The organism is Streptomyces sp. NPDC055506 (assembly GCF_053643595.1).
On the sequence record NZ_JBSHKH010000109.1, the window covers coordinates 1 to 21,997 of the forward strand.

Consider the following 21,997-nt stretch of genomic DNA (forward strand, 5'->3'; position numbering starts at 1 on the left):
GCGCCGATGGTACTGCAGGGGGGACCCTGTGGGAGAGTAGGACGCCGCCGAACAAATATTGAGAAAACCCCCGCATCTTCGGATGCGGGGGTTTTCTGCGTTTCAGGGTCCCGGAGGGCCCTGAACGTCATAGGCGTCCGGCCGCCTTCAACGCCAAGTATGCATCGGCGAGTGCCGGCGCCAGGTCGTCCGGTGTTGCGTCCACGACTGTGACGCCGTGACGGCGGAGTTGTTCTGCCGTGCGGTGGCGTTCGGACTGGGACTGGGCTGCCGCTGCGGCCTCGTAGACGGCGTCGGTGTTTCCGCGTGCTTTGGCCATTTCGGTGATGTGCGGGTCTGCCACCGATGCCAGTAGGACTGTGTGGCGCTGGGTGAGCTGGGAGAGAACCGGGAGCAGGCCTTCTTCGATGGGGGCCGTGTCCAGGGTGGTGAGCAGGACGATCAGGGAGCGGCGGGGGGACGTACGGAGGGCGGTGGCGGTGAGGCCTCGAGCGTCCGTTTCCACGAGCTCCGGCTCCAGCGTGGCCATCGCGTTGACCAGGGACGGCAGGACGTCGCCTGCGGTGCGACCCTGGACGAGGGCGCGGACCCTGCGGTCGTAGGCGAGGAGGTCGACGCGGTCGCCGGCTCGGGACGCGAGGGCCCCGAGGAGGAGGGCCGCGTCCATCGAGGCATCGAGGCGGGGTGCGTCGCCCACGCGGCCTGCCGAGGTGCGGCCGGTGTCGAGGACCAGGAGGATGTGGCGGTCGCGTTCCGGGCGCCAGGTGCGTACGGCGACCGTGGACTGGCGGGCTGTGGCGCGCCAGTCGATGGACCGGGTGTCGTCGCCGGGGACGTACTCGCGGAGGCTGTCGAATTCGGTGCCCTCGCCGCGAGTGAGCACGCTGGTGCGGCCGTCCAGTTCGCGGAGGCGGGCCAGCTTTGAGGGCAGGTGCTTGCGGCTGGTGAACGGGGGCAGGACGCGGACCGTCCAAGGAACCTTGTGGGTGCCCTGGCGGGAGAAGAGGCCGAGGGGGCCGTAGGAACGGATGGTGACCCGGTCGGCTTGGCGGTCGCCTCGGCGGGTGGGGCGGAGGCGGGTCGTCACGCGTCGGCGTTCGCCTGCGGGGACGGTGAGGCGGTGGCGGGAGGCCGTCGTCTCCGTTCCTGGCTGCCAGCTGCTGGGAGGCCAGGCATCGCGCAGGTGAGCGCGCAGTGGGCGGCGGGACGGGTTGGTGATCGTGAGAGTGACGTCTGCTGTGTCTCCGAGGCGTACCGAGGTGTCGCCGGAGCGGGTCAGGCCCAGGCGTCGTACGGGCGCGGCCAGTGCGAAGTCGCAGGCGCAGGCCACGGCCAGGGGTGCGTTGACGGCCAGGATGCCCGTCCAGCCGGGTTCCCAGATGCCGACGGGGAGGGAGCCCAGGGCCGCGAGGAGGGCGGCGCGTCCGGTGAGTGCCATCAGCGGGGGACGGGGACGTGGGTGAGGATCGCGTTGATGACGGAGTCGGCCGTCACGCCTTCCATTTCGGCCTCCGGGCGGAGTTGTACGCGGTGGCGGAGGGTGGGGAGGGCCAGGGCCTTCACATCGTCCGGGATGACGTAGTCGCGGCCGGTCAGCCAGGCCCAGGCGCGGGCGGTGGCCAGGAGGGCTGTGGCGCCTCGGGGGGAGACGCCGAGGGTGAGGGACGGCGATTCGCGGGTGGCGCGGCAGATGTCGACGACGTAGCCGGTGATCTCCGGGGAGACGGTCGTCTTGGCGACCGCCGCGCGGGCTGCTTCCAGGTCGGCGGGGCCCGCTACGGGGCGTAGGCCGGCGGCGTGGAGGTCGCGTGGGTTGAAGCCCTCGGCGTGGCGGGTGAGGACGTCGATCTCGTCCTGGCGGGAGGGGAGGGGGATGGTGAGTTTGAGGAGGAAGCGGTCCAGTTGGGCTTCCGGGAGGGGGTAGGTGCCTTCGTACTCCACCGGGTTCTGGGTCGCTGCGACCAGGAACGGGTCGGGGAGGAGGCGGGGGGTGCCGTCGACCGTGACCTGGCGTTCCTCCATGGCTTCCAGGAGGGACGACTGGGTCTTGGGAGGGGTGCGGTTGATCTCGTCCGCGAGGAGGAGGTTGGTGAAGACCGGGCCGGGCTGGAAGGAGAACTCGGCGCTGCGGGTGTCGTAGACCAGGGAGCCGGTCACGTCGCTCGGCATCAGGTCGGGGGTGAACTGGACGCGTTTGGTGTCGAGTTCGAGGGCCGAGGCGAGGGCGCGGACCAGGAGGGTCTTGGCGACGCCGGGGACGCCCTCGAGGAGGACGTGGCCGCGGCAGAGCAGGGCGACGACGAGGCCGGTCACGGCGGGGTCCTGGCCGACCACGGCCTTGGCGATCTCGGCGCGCAGGGCCTCCAGGGCGGCTCGGGCGGTGCCCGGGTCCCCGGTCTGCCCGGCGTTGTCAGCGGTCGGGTCCATCATGGACGGCGTACCTCTCTTTCGAGGGCGTCGAGTCGGTCGGCGAGTGCGATGAGTGCTGCGTCGGTGCTGGGCGCTGGGCCGAAGAGGAGGGTGTGCAGGTCCTGGCCGTCGCCGTGGAGTTGGGCGGACAGGGCGGGGAGCAGGGCCTCGGGCGTGTGCGCCTGGGTGACGGGGACGCCGGTGAGGGGGGCGAGGCGGGTGCGGGTCGTGGAGCGAAGAGCGTTTGCCGCGCGGTCGCGGGCGTCGGCCTTGCGGTAGAGGCGGGCGCGGCCTTCGGCGGTTTCGGAGGCGCGGATCGCGACGGGGAGTTTTTCGGGCACGAGGGGGCCGAGTCGGCGTGCCCGCCAGAGGGCGGCCAGTGCTGCGGCGATGAAGAGTTGCAGGGTGCCCCAGAGCCAGCCCGAGGGGAGCAGGTCGAAGAAGCCGCGTTCGTCGTCGGGCGCGGTGGCCGATGTGTCGGAGAGCGAGGGGAGGTACCAGACCAGATGGGGTCGGGAGCCGAGGAGCTGGAGGGCGAGCGAGGCGTTGCCCTGCTGGTCGAGGCGGTCGTTGAGGAGGATGTCGGGCGCGCCGAGGGTGACGGTATCGCCGTTCCCGGTCGGGTCCGGGATTCGGAGCAGGGTGGCCAGGCGCTCGCTGGGGTAGCACTGGTCGGCGTCGAGGTGGGTGGTGGTGTAGCGGACGCCGCCCGTTTCGGCGGTGCCCGCGCGCTGGGCGGCGGGCAGGTCGCAGTCGGGGGCGAGCGTCGAGTCGAGGCTGGTGGCGGGGTCGGCGGTGACGCCGGGGGCGAGCCGTTCGACGGAGGCGCTGCCGGAGGCGACCAGGACGGTTCGGCCGCCGGAGCCGGCGAACGAGTCGTGCAGGCGGGACTGCTGACTTCGGGTCAGCAGGTCGGGGGCGGCGACCAAGAGGGTCGTTTCCGGGCCGGAAGCGGCGGCTGCCTCGTCCAGGGTGGTCACCACGCGGGTGTCCACGCCACGGTCGGCGAGGAGTTCGGCGACGGCGCGGCTGCCGCCCGGGTCGGCGGAGCGTGGGTCGAGTTCGCCGTGCCGGGCGTCGGAGCGGATCACGGCGATGGCGATGGCTCCCGCGACGAGCAGCACGAGGGCGAGTGCGATACCGCGCGTGCGGGTCCACACTTGGCGGGCGGTGGGCGAGGCCGAGGTGGACGGGAGCGTGGCCTCGGTGGTCATTCGGCGGCTCCCTGGCGGGTGTGGGGGGCCGTGCTCTGGGTGCTGCTGGTGGCGAGCTGGGGCTTGGTGCGTTCCAGGTCGCGGTCGAGTTCGGCGATGCGGTGGTACGACTGCTCGGTCGCCGAGCGGCCGCCGTACGTCACGTCGTCGAAGTCCCGGGCGGCGGCGCGCAGTCGGTCGGTGTGGGCGGGCAGGGCCCGGCCGGCTTCGGCGGCGGCCTCGTCGGCGGTGCGGCCGGGGCGGACGTCGAGGAGTGCGCGTTCCTCCAGGGCGCGGACGAGGGCTCGCATGCGTGCCTGGACGGCCTGGTTCCAGTGGCCCTGGGCGGCGTGTGCCTCGGCGGCGGCGCGGTGGTCGGCGGCGCTGCGGGGGCGGTCGTCGAACAGGGCGGCGGACGAGGTGGGTTGGCGGCGCGGGGTGCCCAGGCGCCACCACAGGGCGCCTAGGACCGCGACGACGGCCAGGATGATGACGATTAGGCCGAGTGTGCCGCCGGGTGTCGCGGACGAGGCGGCGTTGAACAGTTTGTCGAGCCAGTCCCAGAAGGCGTCGAGGGCGCGCTGGAACAGGCTGGGGTCGTTCTCGTGGTACATGCCCTTGGACAGCTCGCGCCGGGCGGCCTCGCGCGCGGGGTCGCGTGGGGTGGTGAGGGGCGGCTCGTCGGTGGAGCGCGCCGACGACAGTACGGAGGTGTCGCCGGCGTGCAGCAGCGTCCGTATGGCGGTGTGTGGCAGTGCCGTTGTGAGAGGTTCCCCCGCCCAGCTCACCGCATCAGCTCCCCGGGGTGGTGCCGGGGGCGTTGGGGCCGTAGCCCTGGACGCCTGCGGCGCGGGCCAGTTCGAGGTCGAGGGCCTCGCGGCGGATGCGCTGGTCGATGTAGAGGAGCACGGTGACGCCGGCTGTGATCGGGAAGGTGATCATGGAGCCGATCACCGCGCCGATGCCGCTGACGATGAGGAAGGTCCAGCCGAGGCCGGCGCCGCCGCTGTTGAGCCAGCCGGTCACGCCGTCGCCGCTGAGGGCCGCGGCGAGGAAGGTGAACGGGATGACGATGATCGAGGCGACGACGTTCGCGATGATCGTGGCGAGCAGCTGGATGCCGAAGATCCGCCACCAGGTGCCCTGGACCAGCTTCGCGGAGCGGCTCATGGCCTTCTTGATGCCCTGCTTCTCCAGCATGAGGGCGGGCGAGGCCAGGGAGAAGCGGATCATCAGCCAGAGGGCGACGATGCCGGCGCCGATGACGCCCAGGACGGTGAGGGCGACGCCCGGCCCGGTGCTCCCGGAGGCGGTGATGAGAATGCCGGGCAGGGTGCCCACGGTGACGATGCCGGCGGTGATGAGCAGCAGCAGGCAGATGAGGCCGAACAGTTTGACGACCTGAGGGCGGGCGTCCCGCCAGGCCTCGCCGATGGTCACCGACTTGCCGAGTACGGCGCGGCTGGTGACGGTGGTGAGCAGTGCGGTCGCGATGACGGTGCCGACCAGGGAGATCACGAAGACGACGCTGGAGTTGAGCAGGGCGTCGCTCATGGCGCGGCTCAGCTCGCTGAGGGTGGCGCTCGGGTCGTTGAGGGCTTCGGTGCTGGAGTCGTCCAGGACGAGGCCCTGGAACAGGACGACGATGATCTCGGTGAGGACCGCGACGGTCAGGGAGATGCCGAGGACGGTGCGCCAGTAGGTGCGCATGGTGGAGACGGCGCCGTCGAGGATCTCGCCCACGCCGAGCGGGCGGAGCGGGATGATGCCGGGCTTGGCGGCGGGCGGGGGGCCGCCCCAGCCGCTTCCCCAGCCGCCGTAGGCGCCGGGGCTGCCGGGGGCTCCGTAGCCGCCGTATCCGCCGGGGCCTGCGGGGCCGCCGGGGGGCTGGGTGCCCCAGCCCGGGCCGGGTGGCGGGGGCGGGGGCGCCTGACCGGGGACGGTCGGGCCGCTGGGGGCGGACCACTGGGCGGGTGGCGGCTGGTCCTTGGACCACTGCGGGCTGGGGCCCTGCGGGGCCTGGCCCGGCTGGGCCGCTTGGCCGGGCTGGTCCGCGGGCTGTGCGGGGCCGGGGCGGTCGGTGGGCTCGGCAGTACCGGACGAGTCCGGCTTCTGCCCGTCGGACGGGGCGGATCCGGGCGAGGCCCAGCCCGGAGTGTCGTTCATCGTCGCTCCTTCACGGTGCCCGTCCGCGGTCGCGGCGGCAGGTTGGCAGCCATCGTGCCATGGGGTGGTCTTGGAATGACCGGCCGCGGTATGGGCTGCGTACCTTCAATTGTCCGCTCGATTGGGGGCAGACTGACCGCATGGCTGATCAGTACGCGTACAGCGGCGATGACAAGCGGCCGACGGAGATCCCCGCGATCCGTTGGGAGGAGCCACCGGAAGGACCCGTTCTGGTCCTTCTCGACCAGACGAGGCTGCCGGCCGAGGAGGTCGAGCTGGTCTGTACGGATGCGTCCGCGCTCGTGGAGGCGATCCGCTCCCTCGCCGTGCGCGGGGCGCCGCTGCTCGGTATCGCGGGGGCGTACGGTGTCGCGCTCGCCGCCGTGCGGGGCTTCGACGTGGACGAGGCCGCGGAGGCGCTGGCGAGTGCCCGGCCGACCGCGGTGAACCTGGCCCTCGGTGTGCGCCGGGCGCACTCGGCCTATGAGGCGGCGCTCGCCAAGGGCGGTGATGTCAGGCAGGCGGCGTCGGCGGCGCTGGCCGCGGCGCGGCAGTTGCACCGGGAGGATGCCGAGGCCAGTGCGCGGATGGCCGAGCACGGGCGGACGCTGCTGGACGAGCTGCTGCCCAGCGGCGGGCACCGGGTCCTCACCCACTGCAACACCGGTTCGCTGGTGTCGGGCGGGGAAGGGACGGCGTTCGCGGTGGCGCTCGCGGCGCACCGGGTGGGCAGGCTGCGGCGGCTGTGGGTGGACGAGACGCGTCCGTTGCTGCAGGGCGCTCGCCTGACGGCGTACGAGGCGGCGCGCAGCGGGGTGGCGTACACGCTGCTCACCGACAACGCGGCGGGGTCGCTGTTCGCCGCAGGGGAGGTGGACGCGGTGCTGATCGGGGCGGACCGCATCACGGCGGACGGGTCGGTCGCGAACAAGGTGGGGAGCTATCCGCTGGCGGTGCTGGCGCGGTACCACCATGTGCCGTTCATCGTGGTGGCGCCGGTGACGACGGTGGACCTGGACACTCCGGACGGGGCGTCCATCGAGGTCGAGCAGCGTCCTGGTCACGAGGTGACCGAGGTGGTGGCGCCGCAGGTGCCGGTGGCGGGTGCGCCAGAGGCGGGGGGTGGCATTCCGGTGGCGCCGCTGGGGACGCAGGCGTACAACCCGGCGTTCGATGTGACCCCGGCCGAGCTGGTGACGGCGATCGTCACGGAGGAGGGTGTGGTGTCGCCGGTGACGGCTGAGGCGCTGGCCGAGGTGTGTGCGCGGTCGCGCGGGGTGACGGCGGGCTGAGCCGTACGGCTGCCGGGGTGTGTGCGGGGCGTGTGGGCTCCGGCGGCCTCGTCCCTCGCCCGTGTGCCGGGGCCCGGGCCGACGGGTGTCGTCGAGATCAACTGTGGGCCGGCGAGGGCAGACAGTAGCGCTTGCTGCGACTATGGTCACTGGCCGGTGACCTACCTCACCACTGCCTTCGCCACTGTTATGAGAATGGGATGATGTCGTTTATGAAGGGACGAGTCCTTGTCGTCGACGACGACACCGCACTGGCCGAGATGCTCGGCATCGTGCTGCGTGGTGAGGGTTTTGAGCCGTCTTTCGTGGCCGACGGTGACAAGGCGCTGGCCGCTTTCCGTGAGGCCAAGCCCGATCTGGTGCTGCTGGACCTGATGCTGCCCGGTCGGGACGGCATCGAGGTGTGCCGTCTGATCAGGGCGGAGTCCGGGGTGCCGATCGTGATGCTCACGGCGAAGAGCGACACGGTCGACGTCGTGGTGGGTCTGGAGTCGGGTGCCGACGACTACATCGTGAAACCGTTCAAGCCGAAGGAGCTGGTCGCCCGGATCCGGGCGCGGCTGCGGAGGTCGGAGGAGCCCGCTCCGGAGCAGCTGGCCATCGGTGACCTGGTCATCGATGTGGCCGGGCACTCCGTGAAGCGGGACGGGCAGTCGATCGCGCTGACGCCGCTGGAGTTCGACCTGCTGGTCGCGCTCGCGCGCAAGCCGTGGCAGGTGTTCACGCGCGAGGTGCTGCTGGAGCAGGTGTGGGGCTACCGGCATGCGGCGGACACGCGTCTGGTGAACGTGCATGTGCAGCGGCTGCGCTCCAAGGTCGAGAAGGACCCGGAGAAGCCGGAGATCGTGGTGACCGTCCGTGGCGTCGGGTACAAGGCAGGACCGAGCTGACATGTCCGGCGACAGTGCCGCTTCGGCGCCCGGACGGTCCGGGGCCCGCCCGGGGCGGCCTGTCGGGCGGAAGAAGGCGGGTTCCCGCTGGGGACGGTTCCTGGAGAGCGGGCTGCTGCTCCAGGGCGGAGTGCAGGGCAGCCCGGTCATCCGCCTGTTCATGCGGTGGGTGCGCCGGCCGCTGCTGCCCGTCATGCGGCTGTGGCGGCGCAACATCCAGCTCAAGGTCGTCGCCACGACGCTGCTGATGTCGCTGGGCGTGGTGCTGCTGCTGGGCTTCGTCGTCATCGGGCAGGTGCGCAACGGCCTGCTGGACGCCAAGGTGAAGGCGTCCCAGAGCCAGGCCACCGGCGGGTTCGCGGTGGCCAAGCAGCGGGCCGACGAGGCGGCGAGCGGGACCGGCGACGATGTCGCCACGGCGGACGGCCGTCCCGCGCAGAACGTCATCCAGTGGATGAGTGATCTGGTGTCCTCGCTGTCGAGTGGCGGGCAGGGCGCCTTTGACGTGGTCACGCTTCCGGCTTCCGACGCCGACGGTGCCGGTGGGCGCGGTCCGCGTGCCTCCGGTGAGGTGGACTGGAGCAAGAGCGTGCCGGCGGCGCTGCGGGAGCGGATCGGCAGCAGTACGGCGGCCGCGCAGAGCTACAGCAGGGTCATCTACAACAACGACACCAAGGACTCCGAGCCCGCCCTGGTCATCGGCAAGCAGGTCAACGACCCGAACGGCGATCCGTACCAGCTCTACTACCTCTTCCCGCTCACCCAGGAGGAGAAGTCGCTGAGCCTGGTCAAGGGGACGCTGGCGACGGCCGGGCTGTTCGTCGTGGTGCTGCTCGGGGCCATTGCCTGGCTCGTGGTGCGCCAGGTCGTCACGCCGGTGCGGATGGCGGCGGGGATCGCCGAGCGGCTGTCGGCCGGACGGCTGCAGGAACGTATGAAGGTCACCGGCGAGGACGACATCGCGCGGCTCGGTGAGGCCTTCAACAAGATGGCGCAGAACCTTCAGCTGAAGATCAGCCAGCTGGAGGACCTGTCGCGCATGCAGCGCCGGTTCGTGTCGGACGTGTCGCACGAGCTGCGTACGCCGCTGACGACCGTACGGATGGCTGCGGACGTCATCCATGAGGCGCGGGAGGACTTCGACCCGATCACCGCGCGGTCGGCGGAACTGCTCGCCGACCAGCTGGACCGGTTCGAGTCGCTGCTCGCGGACCTGCTGGAGATCAGCCGTTTCGACGCGGGTGCCGCGGCGCTGGAGGCGGAGCCGATAGACCTCAGGGAGGTCGTGCGGCGGGTGGTCAGCGGGGCCGAGCCGCTCGCGGAGCGCAAGGGCACGCAGATCCGGGTGTCCGGAGACCAGCAGCCCGTCGTCGCCGAGGCCGACGCCCGGCGCGTGGAGCGCGTGCTGCGCAACCTTGTCGTGAACGCCGTGGAGCACGGTGAGGGCAGGGATGTCGTCGTCAAGCTCGCCGCGGCCGGCGGCGCGGTCGCCGTCGCGGTGCGGGACTACGGGGTCGGGCTGAAGCCGGGCGAGGCGACCCGGGTGTTCAGCCGCTTCTGGCGGGCCGACCCGGCACGCGCGCGTACCACGGGTGGTACGGGCCTGGGGCTGTCCATCGCCCTGGAGGACGCGCGGCTGCACGGAGGCTGGCTGCAGGCTTGGGGTGAGCCGGGCGGCGGCTCGCAGTTCCGGCTGACGCTGCCCAGGACCGCGGACGAGCCGCTGCGGGGCTCCCCGATACCGCTGGAGCCCAAGGACTCACGGCGCAACCGGGGGCTCGACGACGCGGGTCTGCCGTGCGGTGGCAGGGACGGCGAGAAGCGGGCTACCGTGCCGGCGCAGCCGGCGAGCGGTCCGGTGCCGCCGGGTCCGGCGCGGAACCCGATACCGCCGCGGGCGGCCACCGTGGCACCTACGGCCGATCCGACGGCGCTGCCCGGCAACGGCGCGCGCGTGGTGCCGCGGCCCGCCTCGGGCACGCGGCGGCCGGACGGTCCGACGGCGGCGGAGCAGTCGGCTCGCGGCGGGGGTGCGGAGGACCCGGCGGGATCGGTCGGCGCCGGCGGTGCGGCTGGTGCGGCGGGGGCGGCTCGCGACGAGGACGCGGGCGGTCCGGCCGGTACGGCTGGTGACGCGGGCGGCAGTGACTCTGCGGGGGCGCCCCAGGAACCGGTCGTGAGCGAGCCGCGGGACAAGGACAACGGCTCCGCGGGCTCGGGCAGGGAAACCGAGCCGGGACACGCGGACAGGCAAGGGGAGGCATCTCGTGGGCGCTGACCGCGAGGGGCGCGGTCGGCGTACGCCCGCGCGCGTGATGGTGTACGCCGCCGGTGGCGTACTGGTGCTGGCGGGATGTGCCTCGATGCCGGACAGCGGGGATCTGCGGGGCGTGGAGTCCACACCGCGCCAGGACAGCCAGGTGCGGGTGTTCGCCGTGCCGCCGGGGGAGGACGCGCCGCCGTCGGAGATCGTGCAGGGCTTCCTGGAGGCGCTGACCAGCGACGATCCGCATTACAAGACCGCGCGCCAGTACCTGACCGGCGAGGCCGCGAAGACCTGGCGGCCGGAGCTGTCCACCACCGTGCTCACGGACGGGCCGGGTGCCAAGGCCGAGGGTGCCGGCGGCCGGGAGGACACCGGCGAGATCTCTTACACGCTGACCGGCACCAAGGTGGCCACCGTGGACGCGCAGCAGTCGTACGCGCCGGCGACCGGGGCGTACGGCAGGACCGTGCACCTGACGCAGGACGAGAAGACGAAGCAGTGGCGGATCGACGTGCTGCCCCAGGGCGTCCTCATGGGCCAGTCGGACTTCCAGCGCAACTACATGTCCGTCAACAAGTACTACTTCGCCTCGAACACCATGGCGGCCGGGGCGAACACGCAGCCCACGGCGGTCGCCGACCCCGTCTACGTCCGCCGCCGCGTGGACCCCATGACGCAGATGGTGCGCTCCCTGCTCAACGGCCCCACGCGGTGGCTCGGGCCCGTGGTCAGGTCGAGCGTACCCACCGGTACGGCGCTGGCGAAGGACGCCGGAGCGCTGACGCCCGACGAGCGGAACAAGCTGACGGTCCCGCTCAACGACAAGGCCGCGGGCATCGGCACCAACAGGTGCCAGGAGATGGCCGCCCAGATGCTGTTCACGCTGCGGAACCTCAGCCCGGCGGTGGACGAGGTCGAGCTGCGGGCCGGCGGGTCCGAGCTGTGCTCGCTCACGCAGGATGCGGCCGATGCGGCGGCTTTCCGGACCACGGCGCGCCACCCCGACTTCCTGTACTTCGTCGACGCCAAGGACCGGCTCGTACGGATCCCGGCGGGCAGCAGCGACACCAAGCCGGACACGGCGCCGGGGGCGCTGGGCGAGGGCGACACGGCGCTGCGGTCGGTGGCGGTGTCGCGGGACGAGCACACCGCGGCCGGTGTCGGCCTGGACGGCAGGTCGCTGTACGTGGGGTCGCTGGTCTCGGGCGGTTCGCTGGGCGAGCCGGTGCTGCGCAGCCAGGGCCGGACCGAGGAGGACCGGCTGACGACGCCCAGCTGGGACGCGGACGACGGCCTGTGGGTGGCCGACCGCGACCCGGACGACCCCCGTCTGCTGCTGTTCCAGGAGGGCAAGGGCGAGCCGCTGGAGGTGCGCACACCGCACTTGGACGGGCGGATCCAGTCCGTGCGGGTGGCCGCCGACGGGGTGCGGATCGCGCTGGTCGTGGAGAAGGGCGGCAAGAAGACCCTGCTCATCGGGCTGATCGAGCGGGAGGAGAAGCCGGGCGAGAAACCGGCCGTCAGAGTGGTCGAACTTCGCTCCGCGACGCCGGAGTTGGAGGAGGTCACGGCCATGTCGTGGGCCGGGGACAGCCGGCTCGTGGTGGTCGGGCGCGAGCACGGGGGCGTGGAGCAGATGCGGTACGTCCAGGTCGACGGCTCCACGCCGGACGTGCCGGCACCCGCTGCGCTGACCGGTGTCAAGGAGGTCACCGCCGCCGAGGACGACCGGCTGCCGCTGGTGGCGTACTCGGTGGACGGGATCGTCCGGCTGCCGTCGGGCGCGCAGTGGCAGAAGGTGACGGAGGGGACGGCGCCGGTCTATCCGGGGTGAGGCTCCCGGGGGATGCGAGGCGTCCTGGCGGGGACGTGAGGCGTCCTGGCGGGGATGTGAGGTGCTCTGGCAGGGGTCGGTGAAAGCGGGGCGTCGGCCCGCCCCGCGTGTTGTCCACAGGGGGTTATCCACAAGGGTGGCAGGGGGTCCTCGCTGTTGGCACAGTGGTGGCCATGCGGGGGTGGTGGCAGGACCTCACCGACCTGGTGCTTCCGGGCGAGTGCGGGGGCTGCGGGGCACCTCGTACGGTGCTGTGCGCGAAGTGCCGTGCGGTGCTGAGCGGAGCCGTGGCGCATCGGGTGCGGCCGGAGCCGGAGCCGCCGGGGCTTCCGGTGGTGCATGCGGCGGCACGGTACGCGGACGAGGTCCGGGCGACGCTGCTGGCCCACAAGGAACGGGGTGCTCTGGTGCTCGCCGGTCCGCTCGGGGCTGCTCTGGCGGGAGCGGTACGGGCGGGGCTTTCAGGAGCGCGGAGCGGGCCCAGGGCCGGAGGAGCGTGGTCGCGGGGCAGCGGGGCGCCTGTGCTGCTCGTGCCCGTTCCGTCCGGGCGGCGGGCCGTGCGGGCCCGGGGGCATGATCCGGCGCGGCGGATCGCGCTCGCGGCGGCGGGTGAGCTGCGGCGGAGCGGGGTGCCGGCCAGGGCGCTCGGCGTGCTGCGGCAGCGGCGGGCCGTGGCCGACCAGTCGGGGCTCAACTCCCGGCAGCGGCTGGACAATCTCGCGGGCGCGCTGGTGGTGGTGCCCGGTGGTGCGCGGCTGCTCTCGGAGGGCCCGGTCGTCCTTGTCGACGACGTGATGACCACGGGGGCGTCCCTGGCGGAGGCCGCGCGTGCCGTGCGGTCGGTGGTGGGGCTGGTTTCGAACGCTGCGGGGACTGGGGCCGTGTACAGGGGAGAGACGTGGGAAAGCAGAGAAGAACAGAACGTCGGAACAACGCGAGAGAGGACGGGCCGGTGGCCCGCCGAGCAGGGAATCACGGGCGCGGGCGGCGCCGGCGGAGTCGTTGACGTGGTGTGCGCGGCTGTCGTCGCGGCATCGCCGGACTCTTTCGAAATAAACCGGAACTGACTGAGAACTTGCGTCGTTGCAGGTAACGAGAGGGCCTATTCACCTGAACGGAGGTACGCCGCAGTAGAGGGTGACGACATCCGTCCGGGCGAGATATGTTCGGTTGAGAGGGAAAGCCGCAGGCCACACCTCTCAAAACCGAATGCCGTGCTGCGGGTTTTTCTTCATCACTCGCGACGGTGGAGTGGAGATCTCGCTCACGGGGGAGGAGGTGGAAGTCACCGAGTGTCCGAGGTTCCGGGCCTCACCGGAACCTGGTGCAAAAGGGAGATGCTCCGCACCGAAGCGGAGTGATCCGGGAACGGAGTTCTGCGTGGACATCGTCGTCAAGGGCCGCAAGACCGAGGTGCCCGAGCGGTTCCGGAAGCACGTGGCCGAGAAGCTGAAGCTGGAGAAGATCCAGAAGCTCGATGGCAAGGTGATCAGCCTCGACGTCGAGGTGTCCAAGGAGCCCAACCCCCGGCAGGCCGACCGCTGTGACCGAGTGGAGATCACGCTCCGCTCCCGCGGTCCGGTGATCCGGGCGGAGGCAGCGGCGAGCGATCCGTACGCGGCGCTCGACCTGGCGGCGGAAAAGCTGGAAGCCCGGCTGCGCAGGCAACACGACAAGCGGTTCTCGCGCCGTGGCTCGCGCCGGATCCCGGCCGCCGAGGTCGCCGATCACGTCCCGGGCGTGGCGACGCTCAACGGCAACGGCCTGGTGCCGACTCCGGAGGAAGAGCCGGACGCCGTGCCCACGAAGAAGATCGGCTCGCTGGAGGTACAGGGTGACGGCCCCATCGTCGTCCGCGAGAAGACCCACGTCGCAGCGCCCATGACCCTCGACCAGGCTCTCTACGAGATGGAGCTGGTCGGGCACGACTTCTACTTGTTCGTCGACTCCGAGACCAAGGAACCGAGTGTCGTCTACCGACGACACGCCTACGACTACGGCGTGATCCACCTCAGCACGGACACGATGGTTACGCAGGTGCACGCCCCCGATGCGGGCGGTGCGCTCGGCGGCTGACCGTTGCCGGGTGACAGCGGAGCAGGTGCCCCTGGAGCGCGTGTGCGCCCCCAGGGGCACCCCTGTGCGACCACTGCGCGCCCCGCTCGGTCGCCCCGGTGCCGTCCGGGCATGAAATCATGGTGGCCACGACCCAACCGGTGGGTCGTTGCTCTGGGTTGGCGATGGCTCAGGACCTCAGGCCACAGCCTTCAGGGGGAGGAACGATGGCGGACAGCTTCGGACCGATGCGTGACGAGGATGCCGACGACGGCGTCGTCGGCATGGGCCCGGACACGGACTCTCCACGCAAGGAACCGATCAGAGTCCTTGTGGTGGACGACCACGCCCTGTTCCGCCGTGGCCTGGAGATCGTGCTCGCGGCCGAGGAGGACATCCAGGTCATCGGGGAGGCCGGTGACGGCGCCGAGGCCGTCGAGAAGGCCGCCGACCTGCTGCCCGACATCGTCCTGATGGACGTGCGGATGCCCAAGCGGGGCGGGATCGAGGCGTGCACCTCCATCAAGGAAGTCGCGCCCAGCGCCAAGATCATCATGCTGACGATCAGCGACGAGGAAGCCGATCTCTACGACGCCATCAAGGCGGGGGCGACCGGCTATCTCCTCAAGGAGATCTCGACGGACGAGGTGGCCACCGCCATTCGCGCGGTGGCCGACGGGCAGTCGCAGATCAGCCCGTCCATGGCGTCGAAGCTGCTCACCGAGTTCAAGTCGATGATCCAGCGCACGGACGAGCGCCGGCTGGTGCCCGCGCCGCGGCTGACGGACCGCGAACTCGAAGTCCTCAAACTCGTCGCGACGGGGATGAACAACCGCGACATCGCCAAGGAGTTGTTCATCTCCGAGAACACCGTGAAGAACCATGTGCGCAACATCCTGGAGAAGCTGCAGCTGCACTCCAGGATGGAGGCGGTGGTGTACGCGATGCGGGAGAAGATCCTCGAGATTCGGTGAATCGGTGAAACGGTGAACCGCTAGAGCTCAGCCCATGGAGCTCACCCATAGAGCTCAGCCCAGGATGCGGGCGATCTCCTTCGTGAGGGGCTCGCGCAGGGCCGGGGTGTCGACCCGCTCCACGCGCACGTCCGTGCAGTCCACCCAGGTCGCCGCCTCGGCCAGGGCCTGGGCGACGGCCGGGACCGCCTTCGGGCCGTCGAGCGTTACCTGCTTGGCCACCAGCGTGCCGCCCTCGCGGGCCGGGTCCACGCGGCCGACGAGCCGGCCGCCGGCCAGCACCGGCATCGCGAAGTAGCCGTGCACCCGCTTCTGCTTGGGGACGTAGGCCTCCAGGCGGTGGGTGAAGCCGAAGATCCGCTCTGTGCGCGCCCGCTCCCAGATCAGGGAGTCGAAGGGTGACAGGAGGGTGGTGCGGTGGCGGCCGCGCGGAGGTGTCTCCAGGGCGGCGGGGTCGGCCCAGGCCGGCTTGGACCAGCCCTCGACCGTGACCGGGACCAGGCCCGAGTCGGCGATCACCGCGTCGACCTGTTCGCCCTTGAGGCGGTGGTAGTCGGCGATGTCCGCGCGGGTGCCGACGCCGAGGGACTGACCCGCCAGGCGGACCAGGCGGCGCACGCACTCGGTGTCATCGAGTTCGTCGTGCAGCAGGGGGCCCGGGACGGCGCGCTCGGCGAGGTCGTAGAGGCGCTTCCAGCCGCGGCGCTCCACGCAGACCACCTCGCCGTACATCAGGGCGCGTTCGACGGCGACCTTCGTGCCGGACCAGTCCCACCAGTCGTTCGTCTTCTTCGCGCCGCCCAACTCCGTCGCGGTGAGGGGGCCTTCGGAGCGGAGCTGCTTGATGACCTGGTCGTAGACACCGTCCGGGAGATCGTGGTTCCAGTGCGGGCGGTTGCGGTAGGCGCGGCGGCGGAAGGCGAAGTGGGGCCACTCCTCGATGGGGAGGATGCAGGCGGCGTGGGACCAGTACTCGAAGGCGTGCGTGTCCTTCCAGTACGCGTTCTCGACAGTCTTTCGGCCTACCGCGCCCAGGCGGGCGTACGGGACGAGCTCGTGGGAGCGGGCCAGGACCGAGATGGTGTCGAGCTGTATCGCGCCCAGGTGGCGGAGGATGCCGCGGACGCCGGAGCGGCGGTCTGGGGCGCCGAGAAAGCCTTGGGCGCGGAGCGCCAGTCGCCGGGCTTCGTCGGCGGAGAGCTGTGCGGAGGGGCGCGGGGTGGTCATGGGTCCGCACGATAGGGGGTGGGACTGACAGTGGTGGGTGAGCTGGGGGTTTGTCGGTGGGTGCTGGGCGTTGGTGCTCAGCGCGGGTGGGACCGCAGCCCGGCGTAGCGGGGTGCCGCTGCGCCCACCCGTGCCGCCCTTAGCGGCACGATTGCCCGCAGCTCAGCAGCTCAGCAGCTCAGCAGCTAAGCCGGCGCCGGGAGGTACGGGGCCGTTGACGGGAGGCTCAGGTCTGAGGGGAGGAGGGAGCCTACCCAGGAGTCCCGGCGGACTCCCTTGTTGTTGACCGCGGCGCGCAGGGTGCCTTCGATGGTGAAGCCGGAGCGTTCCGCCACGGCGCGGGAGGCGCGGTTGCCGACCTCGGCGCGCCATTCGATGCGGTCGAGTGCGGCGTGGACGAAGGCCCAGCGGCAGGCGGTGAGTACGGCCTCCGTGATGTAGCCGTTGGCGCGGTGCTGCTTCGTCGCCCAGAAGCCGATCTCGCCGACGCCCAGGGCGCGCATGGTGATGCCGAGCATGCCCGCCAGCTCTCCGGAGTGGAGGAAGACGCCGAGAGTGAACATGGACCCGTCCGTCCAGCCGTCCGGGACCATCTGTTCCGTGAAGCCCTGGGCGTGCTCGCGGAGGTAGGGCGAGGGGATCGTGGTCCAGCGCTGGATGTCGGGGTCCTGACAGGCGTCGTACACCGCGTCGGTGTCCTGAGGGCCGACCGTGCGCAGCAGGAGGCGGTCCGTGGTGAGGGTGACGGGGTCCATCGGCCGATTCTGCTCGGAGGTCGGCGAGCGTGCCATCTGTTTGCTGTACGTGAGTGCGTTGTCACGCTTCGCTTAATTCGGTCGGGGGATGCGGCACTATCCGCGGGGCCCGGACGTTGTCCCTTTTGAAGCACACGAGAATCAGAATTGAAGCAGCGGACGGTCGCCGTCACGGCAGGCCCTCCCGGCGCGGTGGGGTCCTCGCATACGATGGCCGTTGCTCAGTAAGTCAAGTGGTAACCGACCGTCCCAGGCCCGACCGGCAAGGAGACCAACCCCCGTGTCCGTCCTCTCGAAGATCATGCGTGCAGGCGAAGGCAAGATCCTGCGCAAGCTGCACCGCATCGCGGACCAGGTCAACTCCATCGAAGAGGACTTCGTCGACCTCTCCGACGCCGAGCTGCGCGCCCTCACCGATGAGTACAAGCAGCGCTACGCCGACGGCGAGACCCTGGACGACCTGCTGCCCGAGGCGTTCGCCACCGTCCGCGAGGCCGCCAAGCGCGTCCTCGGCCAGCGTCACTACGACGTACAGATGATGGGCGGCGCCGCCCTGCACATGGGCTATGTGGCGGAGATGAAGACCGGTGAGGGCAAGACCCTCGTCGGCACGCTGCCGGCGTATCTGAACGCGCTGTCCGGCAAGGGCGTCCACATCATCACGGTCAACGACTATCTGGCCGAGCGTGACTCCGAGATGATGGGCCGCGTCCACCGGTTCCTGGGCCTCGAGGTCGGCTGCATCCTCGCCAACATGACGCCGGCTCAGCGCCGCGAGCAGTACGCCTGCGACATCACGTACGGCACGAACAACGAGTTCGGATTCGACTACCTGCGCGACAACATGGCGTGGTCCCAGGACGAGCTCGTCCAGCGCGGCCACAACTTCGCCATCGTCGACGAGGTCGACTCCATCCTCATCGACGAGGCCCGTACGCCGCTGATCATCTCCGGCCCGGCCGACCAGGCCACCAAGTGGTACGGGGACTTCGCCAAGCTGGTGAAGCGACTCAAGCGCGGCGAGGCCGGCCAACCGCTCAAGGGCATCGAGGAGACCGGCGACTACGACGTCGACGAGAAGAAGCGCACGGTCGCCATCCACGAGTCCGGCGTCAGCAAGGTCGAGGACTGGCTGGGCATCGACAACCTCTACGAGTCGGTGAACACCCCTCTGGTGGGCTACCTGAACAACGCCATCAAGGCGAAGGAGCTCTTCAAGAAGGACAAGGACTACGTCATCATCGACGACGAGGTCATGATCGTCGACGAGCACACCGGACGTATCCTCGCCGGCCGCCGTTACAACGAGGGCATGCACCAGGCGATCGAGGCCAAGGAAGCGGTCCCGATCAAGGACGAGAACCAGACGCTCGCCACGATCACCCTGCAGAACTTCTTCCGGCTCTACAAGCGCCACGACCACAACGACAAGGAACAGCCCGGCCTGTCCGGCATGACCGGTACGGCCATGACCGAGGCCGCCGAGTTCCACCAGATCTACAAGCTCGGTGTGGTGCCGATCCCGACCAACCGGCCGATGGTCCGCAAGGACCAGTCGGACCTGATCTACCGGACCGAGGTCGCCAAGTTCGAGGCGGTCGTCGACGACATCGAGGAGAAGCACCGCAAGGGTCAGCCGATCCTCGTCGGCACCACCTCCGTCGAGAAGTCCGAGTACCTCTCGCAGCAGCTCAGCAAGCGCGGCATCCAGCACGAGGTGCTGAACGCCAAGCAGCACGACCGTGAGGCGACGATCGTCGCCCAGGCCGGCCGCAAGGGCGCCGTCACGGTCGCCACGAACATGGCCGGCCGCGGTACGGACATCAAGCTCGGCGGCAACCCCGAGGACCTCGCCGAGGCGGAGCTGCGCCAGCGCGGTCTCGACCCCGAGGAGCACATTGAGGAGTGGGCGCACGCCCTGCCCGAGGCGCTCCAGCGGGCCGAGAAGGCCGTCCAGGCCGAGAAGGACGAGGTCGAGAGGCTCGGCGGGCTCTACGTGCTGGGCACCGAGCGGCACGAGTCGCGGCGGATCGACAATCAGCTGCGCGGTCGTTCCGGCCGTCAGGGTGACCCGGGCGAGTCCCGCTTCTACCTCTCGCTCGGCGACGACCTGATGCGGCTGTTCAAGGCCCAGATGGTCGAGCGCGTGATGTCGATGGCGAACGTCCCGGACGACGTGCCGATCGAGAACAAGATGGTCACGCGCGCGATCGCCTCCGCCCAGTCGCAGGTCGAGCAGCAGAACTTCGAGACCCGTAAGAACGTCCTGAAGTACGACGAGGTCCTCAACCGCCAGCGCGAGGTCATCTACGGCGAGCGCCGCCGCGTCCTGGAGGGCGAGGACCTGCACGAGCAGGTGCAGCACTTCATGGACGACACCATCGACGCCTATGTGGGCGCCGAGACCGCCGAGGGGTTCCCCGAGGACTGGGACCTCGACCGGCTGTGGGGCGCGTTCAAGCAGCTCTACCCGGCCAAGGTCACGATCGAGGAGCTGGAGGAGGCCGCCGGCGACCGGGCGGGCCTGACCGCCGAGTTCATCGGCGACTCCATCAAGGACGACATCCACGAGCAGTACGAGGCGCGTGAGGCGCAGCTCGGCTCCGAGATCATGCGTGAGCTGGAGCGCCGGGTCGTGCTGTCGGTCCTGGACCGCAAGTGGCGCGAGCACCTCTACGAGATGGACTACCTCCAGGAGGGCATCGGCCTGCGCGCGATGGCGCAGAAGGACCCGCTGGTCGAGTACCAGCGCGAGGGCTTCGACATGTTCACCGCGATGATGGAGGGCATCAAGGAGGAGTCCGTCGGCTACCTGTTCAACCTGGAGGTCCAGGTCGAGCAGCAGGTCGAGGAGGTCCCGGTCGAGGACACCAAGCCGGTGGCCGACCTGGAGAAGCAGGACGCGGTGCCGGCGCAGGCGGGCTCCCGGCCGGAGATCCGTGCCAAGGGGCTCGACGTCCCGCAGCGGCGCAACCTCCACTTCTCCGCGCCGACGGTCGACGGTGAGGGTGGCACCATCGAGGGTGACTTCACCGAGGACGGCGAGCCGGTGCGTTCCGAGTCCGACGGCCTCACGCGCGCGGAGCGCCGGAAGCAGGCGAAGGGCCGGGGGCGTCGTAAGAAGTGACGGCGGCCGTGGCGCCGTAGCGGCTTGAAGGGGCCGGACACCCGAGGGTGTCCGGCCCTTCGGTTTGCCCGTGGCGGTCGTGGCTGGGCTCGTCCCGGGCCTCAGCAGGCCTCTGCGCGGGGTGGGCGGGGGCCGCCCAGTTCCACGGCCGTGCAGCGCCAGCGGAGGTCCTGGCCGAGTTCCAGGCGGAAGGCCATCGCGCGGAGCCGGTCGCCGGCGCCGATGCGGGCGAACGCCTCGATGGCGCCGGGGCGGGGCTCGTACCAGCCGATGTCCCGGACGACGGGGCGGGCGCCACGGGTGCGCAGGGGGCCGCGTTCGGCGAGCCAGGCCAGTTCGTCGTAGGCGCGGCCCCGGGTGTGGCGGAGCATCGAGTGGACGGGGCGGCGGCCGCTGAGGACGGCGAGCAGGAGGTCGGCGAAGCGGTCGGTGGGGAGGAGCGGCTGGGGGACCGGCCGGCGGGGGCCTTGGGCCGGGACGCGGGGCGTGGGGGCCGTGGGGGTGCTGGGTGTCTGCTGGGTCGCGGTAGGGGCGCTGGGTGTCTGCCGGGTCGCGGTAGGGGTGCTGGGTGTCTGCCGGGTCGCGGTGGGTGTGCGGGTCGTCGGCCGGGTTGCCGTGGGGGCGCCGGGTTGTGTCTGCCGGGTTGCCGTTCGGGATCCGGAGGGGGTCGGTGGGCGGGTGTCCGCGGGGCGGGTGCGGGCGGTCTCGGCGCGGCCGCCGGTGGGCGGACGGTCTCCGGCGGCAGTGGTGCGGGCGGGGCCTCCGGCGGGGGTTCGCGGAGGGGCTGCGCCGCCGGGGGTGCGTGAGGCGGTGGTGACCTGGGTGCGTGAGGCGGTGCTCCCGGGAGTGCGTGAGGCTGTGCTGCCGGGGCGGCGGGGGTCGCGGCGGGCCGGAGGGCGGCTCGGCGGGCGATGCTGTGCCCTGGTCATGACCTTGTTCATGGGGGTCCCCGTTTCATGGGCCGGTAGATACCCGTGGGCCGGTGGGTACCGGTGAGTAACTTCGGGTTGGTGATCTTGTACGGGGTGGATGGGGGCAGGAGCAAGGCAGCGAGCCTTGGGTCGCGGGCGCCGGAATGTTCACCTATCCGGGTGATCCGGGGAGTGAGGAGCCCGTCGGGGCTGGGGCGCGCCGGGTGAATTCCGGGCCCGGGGTGGACGCGTCGGGCGTCACGGGCCGGAACTCGAAAGGGGACCCCCGCACGTATCCTGGAGGCCCTCCGGGGCCCTCCTGAGCCTCCTGGGCCCTCCGGCCATGAACCGACCACGAAAGCGGCCAGCCATGCGTGTCTACGTGCCCCTGACCCTCCCCGGTCTCGCCGAGGCGTACAAAACGGGTGAGCTGGGAGCCGGGCCGTTCCTGGCGTACGCCGTGACGCCCGCGCTGCGTGAGTGGTACGTCTCCGACGACATCGAGGAACTGGAGTACGCGGCGCTGAACCGGGCCGCACTGGCCTCCCTGCGGCTGCTGGCCATCGAGCCGGGGGTGCCGCGGCGCCGGGTCGTGGTGGCCGTGGACGTGCCCGACCGGGATGCGAGCACCGATCCCGACCTGGGGCTCGATCCGGCGGCGCTGGGAGAGGTACGGGTTTCGGCTCCCGTGGCGCTGGCCAGGGCGGCGGCGGTGCATGTCGACGCGGATGACGCGGAGGCGGATGTGACGGCGGCCGCCGCGGCGCTGGGGGCGGCGGATGCCGGGGACGACGACGCGCAGTTCGTCGTGGACGGTGCCGAGGATCATGAGCTGCTGTGGTTCGCCACGCAGGAGATCCCGAACCTGGTGGGGCAGGGGGACTGAGCGGCCCCGGGC

Annotated in this window: 17 protein-coding genes; 9 read left to right on the plus strand and 8 right to left on the minus strand. The window is 71.1% G+C overall.

All coding sequences use genetic code 11. The features are described 5' to 3' along the window. Nucleotides 1-127: 127 nt before the first annotated feature. Genes ACWIF2_RS30905 through ACWIF2_RS30925 form a run of 5 tightly spaced genes read right to left on the minus strand, consistent with a single transcriptional unit; the run spans nt 128 to nt 5,768 of the window. On the minus strand, nt 128-1,438 hold the full coding sequence (locus ACWIF2_RS30905; RefSeq protein WP_454364141.1) for a DUF58 domain-containing protein: 1,311 nt from the start codon (nt 1,436-1,438) through the stop codon (nt 128-130). Continuing rightward, entirely contained in the window at nt 1,438-2,427 is a 990-nt protein-coding gene (locus tag ACWIF2_RS30910) for an AAA family ATPase (protein WP_454364157.1), read from the minus strand. Before ACWIF2_RS30910 ends, ACWIF2_RS30905 begins: the two co-directional genes overlap by 1 nt. Continuing rightward, nucleotides 2,427-3,623, minus strand: coding sequence for a DUF4350 domain-containing protein (locus ACWIF2_RS30915; protein ID WP_454364142.1), 1,197 nt, complete (start codon nt 3,621-3,623; stop codon nt 2,427-2,429). The genes ACWIF2_RS30910 and ACWIF2_RS30915 overlap by 1 nt, the downstream gene beginning before the upstream one ends. After that, a complete protein-coding gene (locus tag ACWIF2_RS30920) occupies nt 3,620-4,390 on the minus strand; it encodes a DUF4129 domain-containing protein (RefSeq protein ID WP_454364143.1) in 771 nt (256 codons plus the stop codon). Before ACWIF2_RS30920 ends, ACWIF2_RS30915 begins: the two co-directional genes overlap by 4 nt. Before the next feature lie 4 nt (nt 4,391-4,394). Then, complete coding sequence (locus ACWIF2_RS30925; RefSeq protein WP_454364144.1) at nt 4,395-5,768, minus strand: glycerophosphoryl diester phosphodiesterase membrane domain-containing protein; 1,374 nt, start codon at nt 5,766-5,768, stop codon at nt 4,395-4,397. 140 nt (nt 5,769-5,908) lie between these two features. On the opposite strand from ACWIF2_RS30925, the gene mtnA reads away from it, so the two are divergent. The 7 genes from mtnA (at nt 5,909) to ACWIF2_RS30960 (ending at nt 15,079) form a co-directional block, all read left to right on the plus strand. Continuing rightward, complete coding sequence (gene mtnA, locus ACWIF2_RS30930; protein WP_454364145.1) at nt 5,909-7,060, plus strand: S-methyl-5-thioribose-1-phosphate isomerase; 1,152 nt, start codon at nt 5,909-5,911, stop codon at nt 7,058-7,060. A 200-nt stretch (nt 7,061-7,260) separates the two neighbouring features. Continuing rightward, a complete protein-coding gene (gene mtrA, locus ACWIF2_RS30935; protein ID WP_009188938.1) occupies nt 7,261-7,950 on the plus strand; it encodes a two-component system response regulator MtrA in 690 nt (229 codons plus the stop codon). A gap of 1 nt (nt 7,951) precedes the next feature. Further along, the gene (mtrB, locus tag ACWIF2_RS30940) at nt 7,952-10,228 is read left to right on the plus strand and encodes an MtrAB system histidine kinase MtrB (protein WP_454364146.1); all 2,277 of its coding nucleotides are present in this window, start codon (nt 7,952-7,954) and stop codon (nt 10,226-10,228) included. After that, the gene (locus tag ACWIF2_RS30945; protein ID WP_454364147.1) at nt 10,218-12,050 is read left to right on the plus strand and encodes an LpqB family beta-propeller domain-containing protein; all 1,833 of its coding nucleotides are present in this window, start codon (nt 10,218-10,220) and stop codon (nt 12,048-12,050) included. Before mtrB ends, ACWIF2_RS30945 begins: the two co-directional genes overlap by 11 nt. Nucleotides 12,051-12,223: 173 nt before the next feature. Then, nucleotides 12,224-13,117 (plus strand): ComF family protein, encoded by an 894-nt coding sequence (locus ACWIF2_RS30950; RefSeq protein WP_454364148.1) that lies wholly within the window; start codon nt 12,224-12,226, stop codon nt 13,115-13,117. 313 nt (nt 13,118-13,430) lie between these two features. Next, complete coding sequence (gene hpf / locus ACWIF2_RS30955; RefSeq protein ID WP_382500058.1) at nt 13,431-14,126, plus strand: ribosome hibernation-promoting factor, HPF/YfiA family; 696 nt, start codon at nt 13,431-13,433, stop codon at nt 14,124-14,126. 206 nt (nt 14,127-14,332) lie between these two features. Beyond that, a complete protein-coding gene (locus tag ACWIF2_RS30960) occupies nt 14,333-15,079 on the plus strand; it encodes a response regulator (protein WP_010039804.1) in 747 nt (248 codons plus the stop codon). A gap of 54 nt (nt 15,080-15,133) precedes the next feature. On the opposite strand, the gene ACWIF2_RS30965 is transcribed toward ACWIF2_RS30960, so the two are convergent. Continuing rightward, entirely contained in the window at nt 15,134-16,306 is a 1,173-nt protein-coding gene (locus tag ACWIF2_RS30965) for a winged helix-turn-helix domain-containing protein (RefSeq protein ID WP_454364149.1), read from the minus strand. A 185-nt stretch (nt 16,307-16,491) separates the two neighbouring features. Further along, complete coding sequence (locus ACWIF2_RS30970) at nt 16,492-17,061, minus strand: GNAT family N-acetyltransferase (RefSeq protein WP_454364150.1); 570 nt, start codon at nt 17,059-17,061, stop codon at nt 16,492-16,494. 280 nt (nt 17,062-17,341) lie between these two features. On the opposite strand from ACWIF2_RS30970, the gene secA reads away from it, so the two are divergent. Further along, nucleotides 17,342-20,188, plus strand: coding sequence for a preprotein translocase subunit SecA (gene secA, locus ACWIF2_RS30975; protein WP_454364151.1), 2,847 nt, complete (start codon nt 17,342-17,344; stop codon nt 20,186-20,188). Between the two features lie 101 nt (nt 20,189-20,289). On the opposite strand, the gene ACWIF2_RS30980 is transcribed toward secA, so the two are convergent. After that, nucleotides 20,290-21,129 (minus strand): Rv3235 family protein, encoded by an 840-nt coding sequence (locus ACWIF2_RS30980; protein WP_454364152.1) that lies wholly within the window; start codon nt 21,127-21,129, stop codon nt 20,290-20,292. Nucleotides 21,130-21,469: 340 nt separating this feature from the next. Between ACWIF2_RS30980 and ACWIF2_RS30985 the strand changes: the two genes are divergently transcribed. Further along, on the plus strand, nt 21,470-21,985 hold the full coding sequence (locus ACWIF2_RS30985) for a DUF6912 family protein (protein ID WP_454364153.1): 516 nt from the start codon (nt 21,470-21,472) through the stop codon (nt 21,983-21,985). Nucleotides 21,986-21,997: the final 12 nt, after the last annotated feature.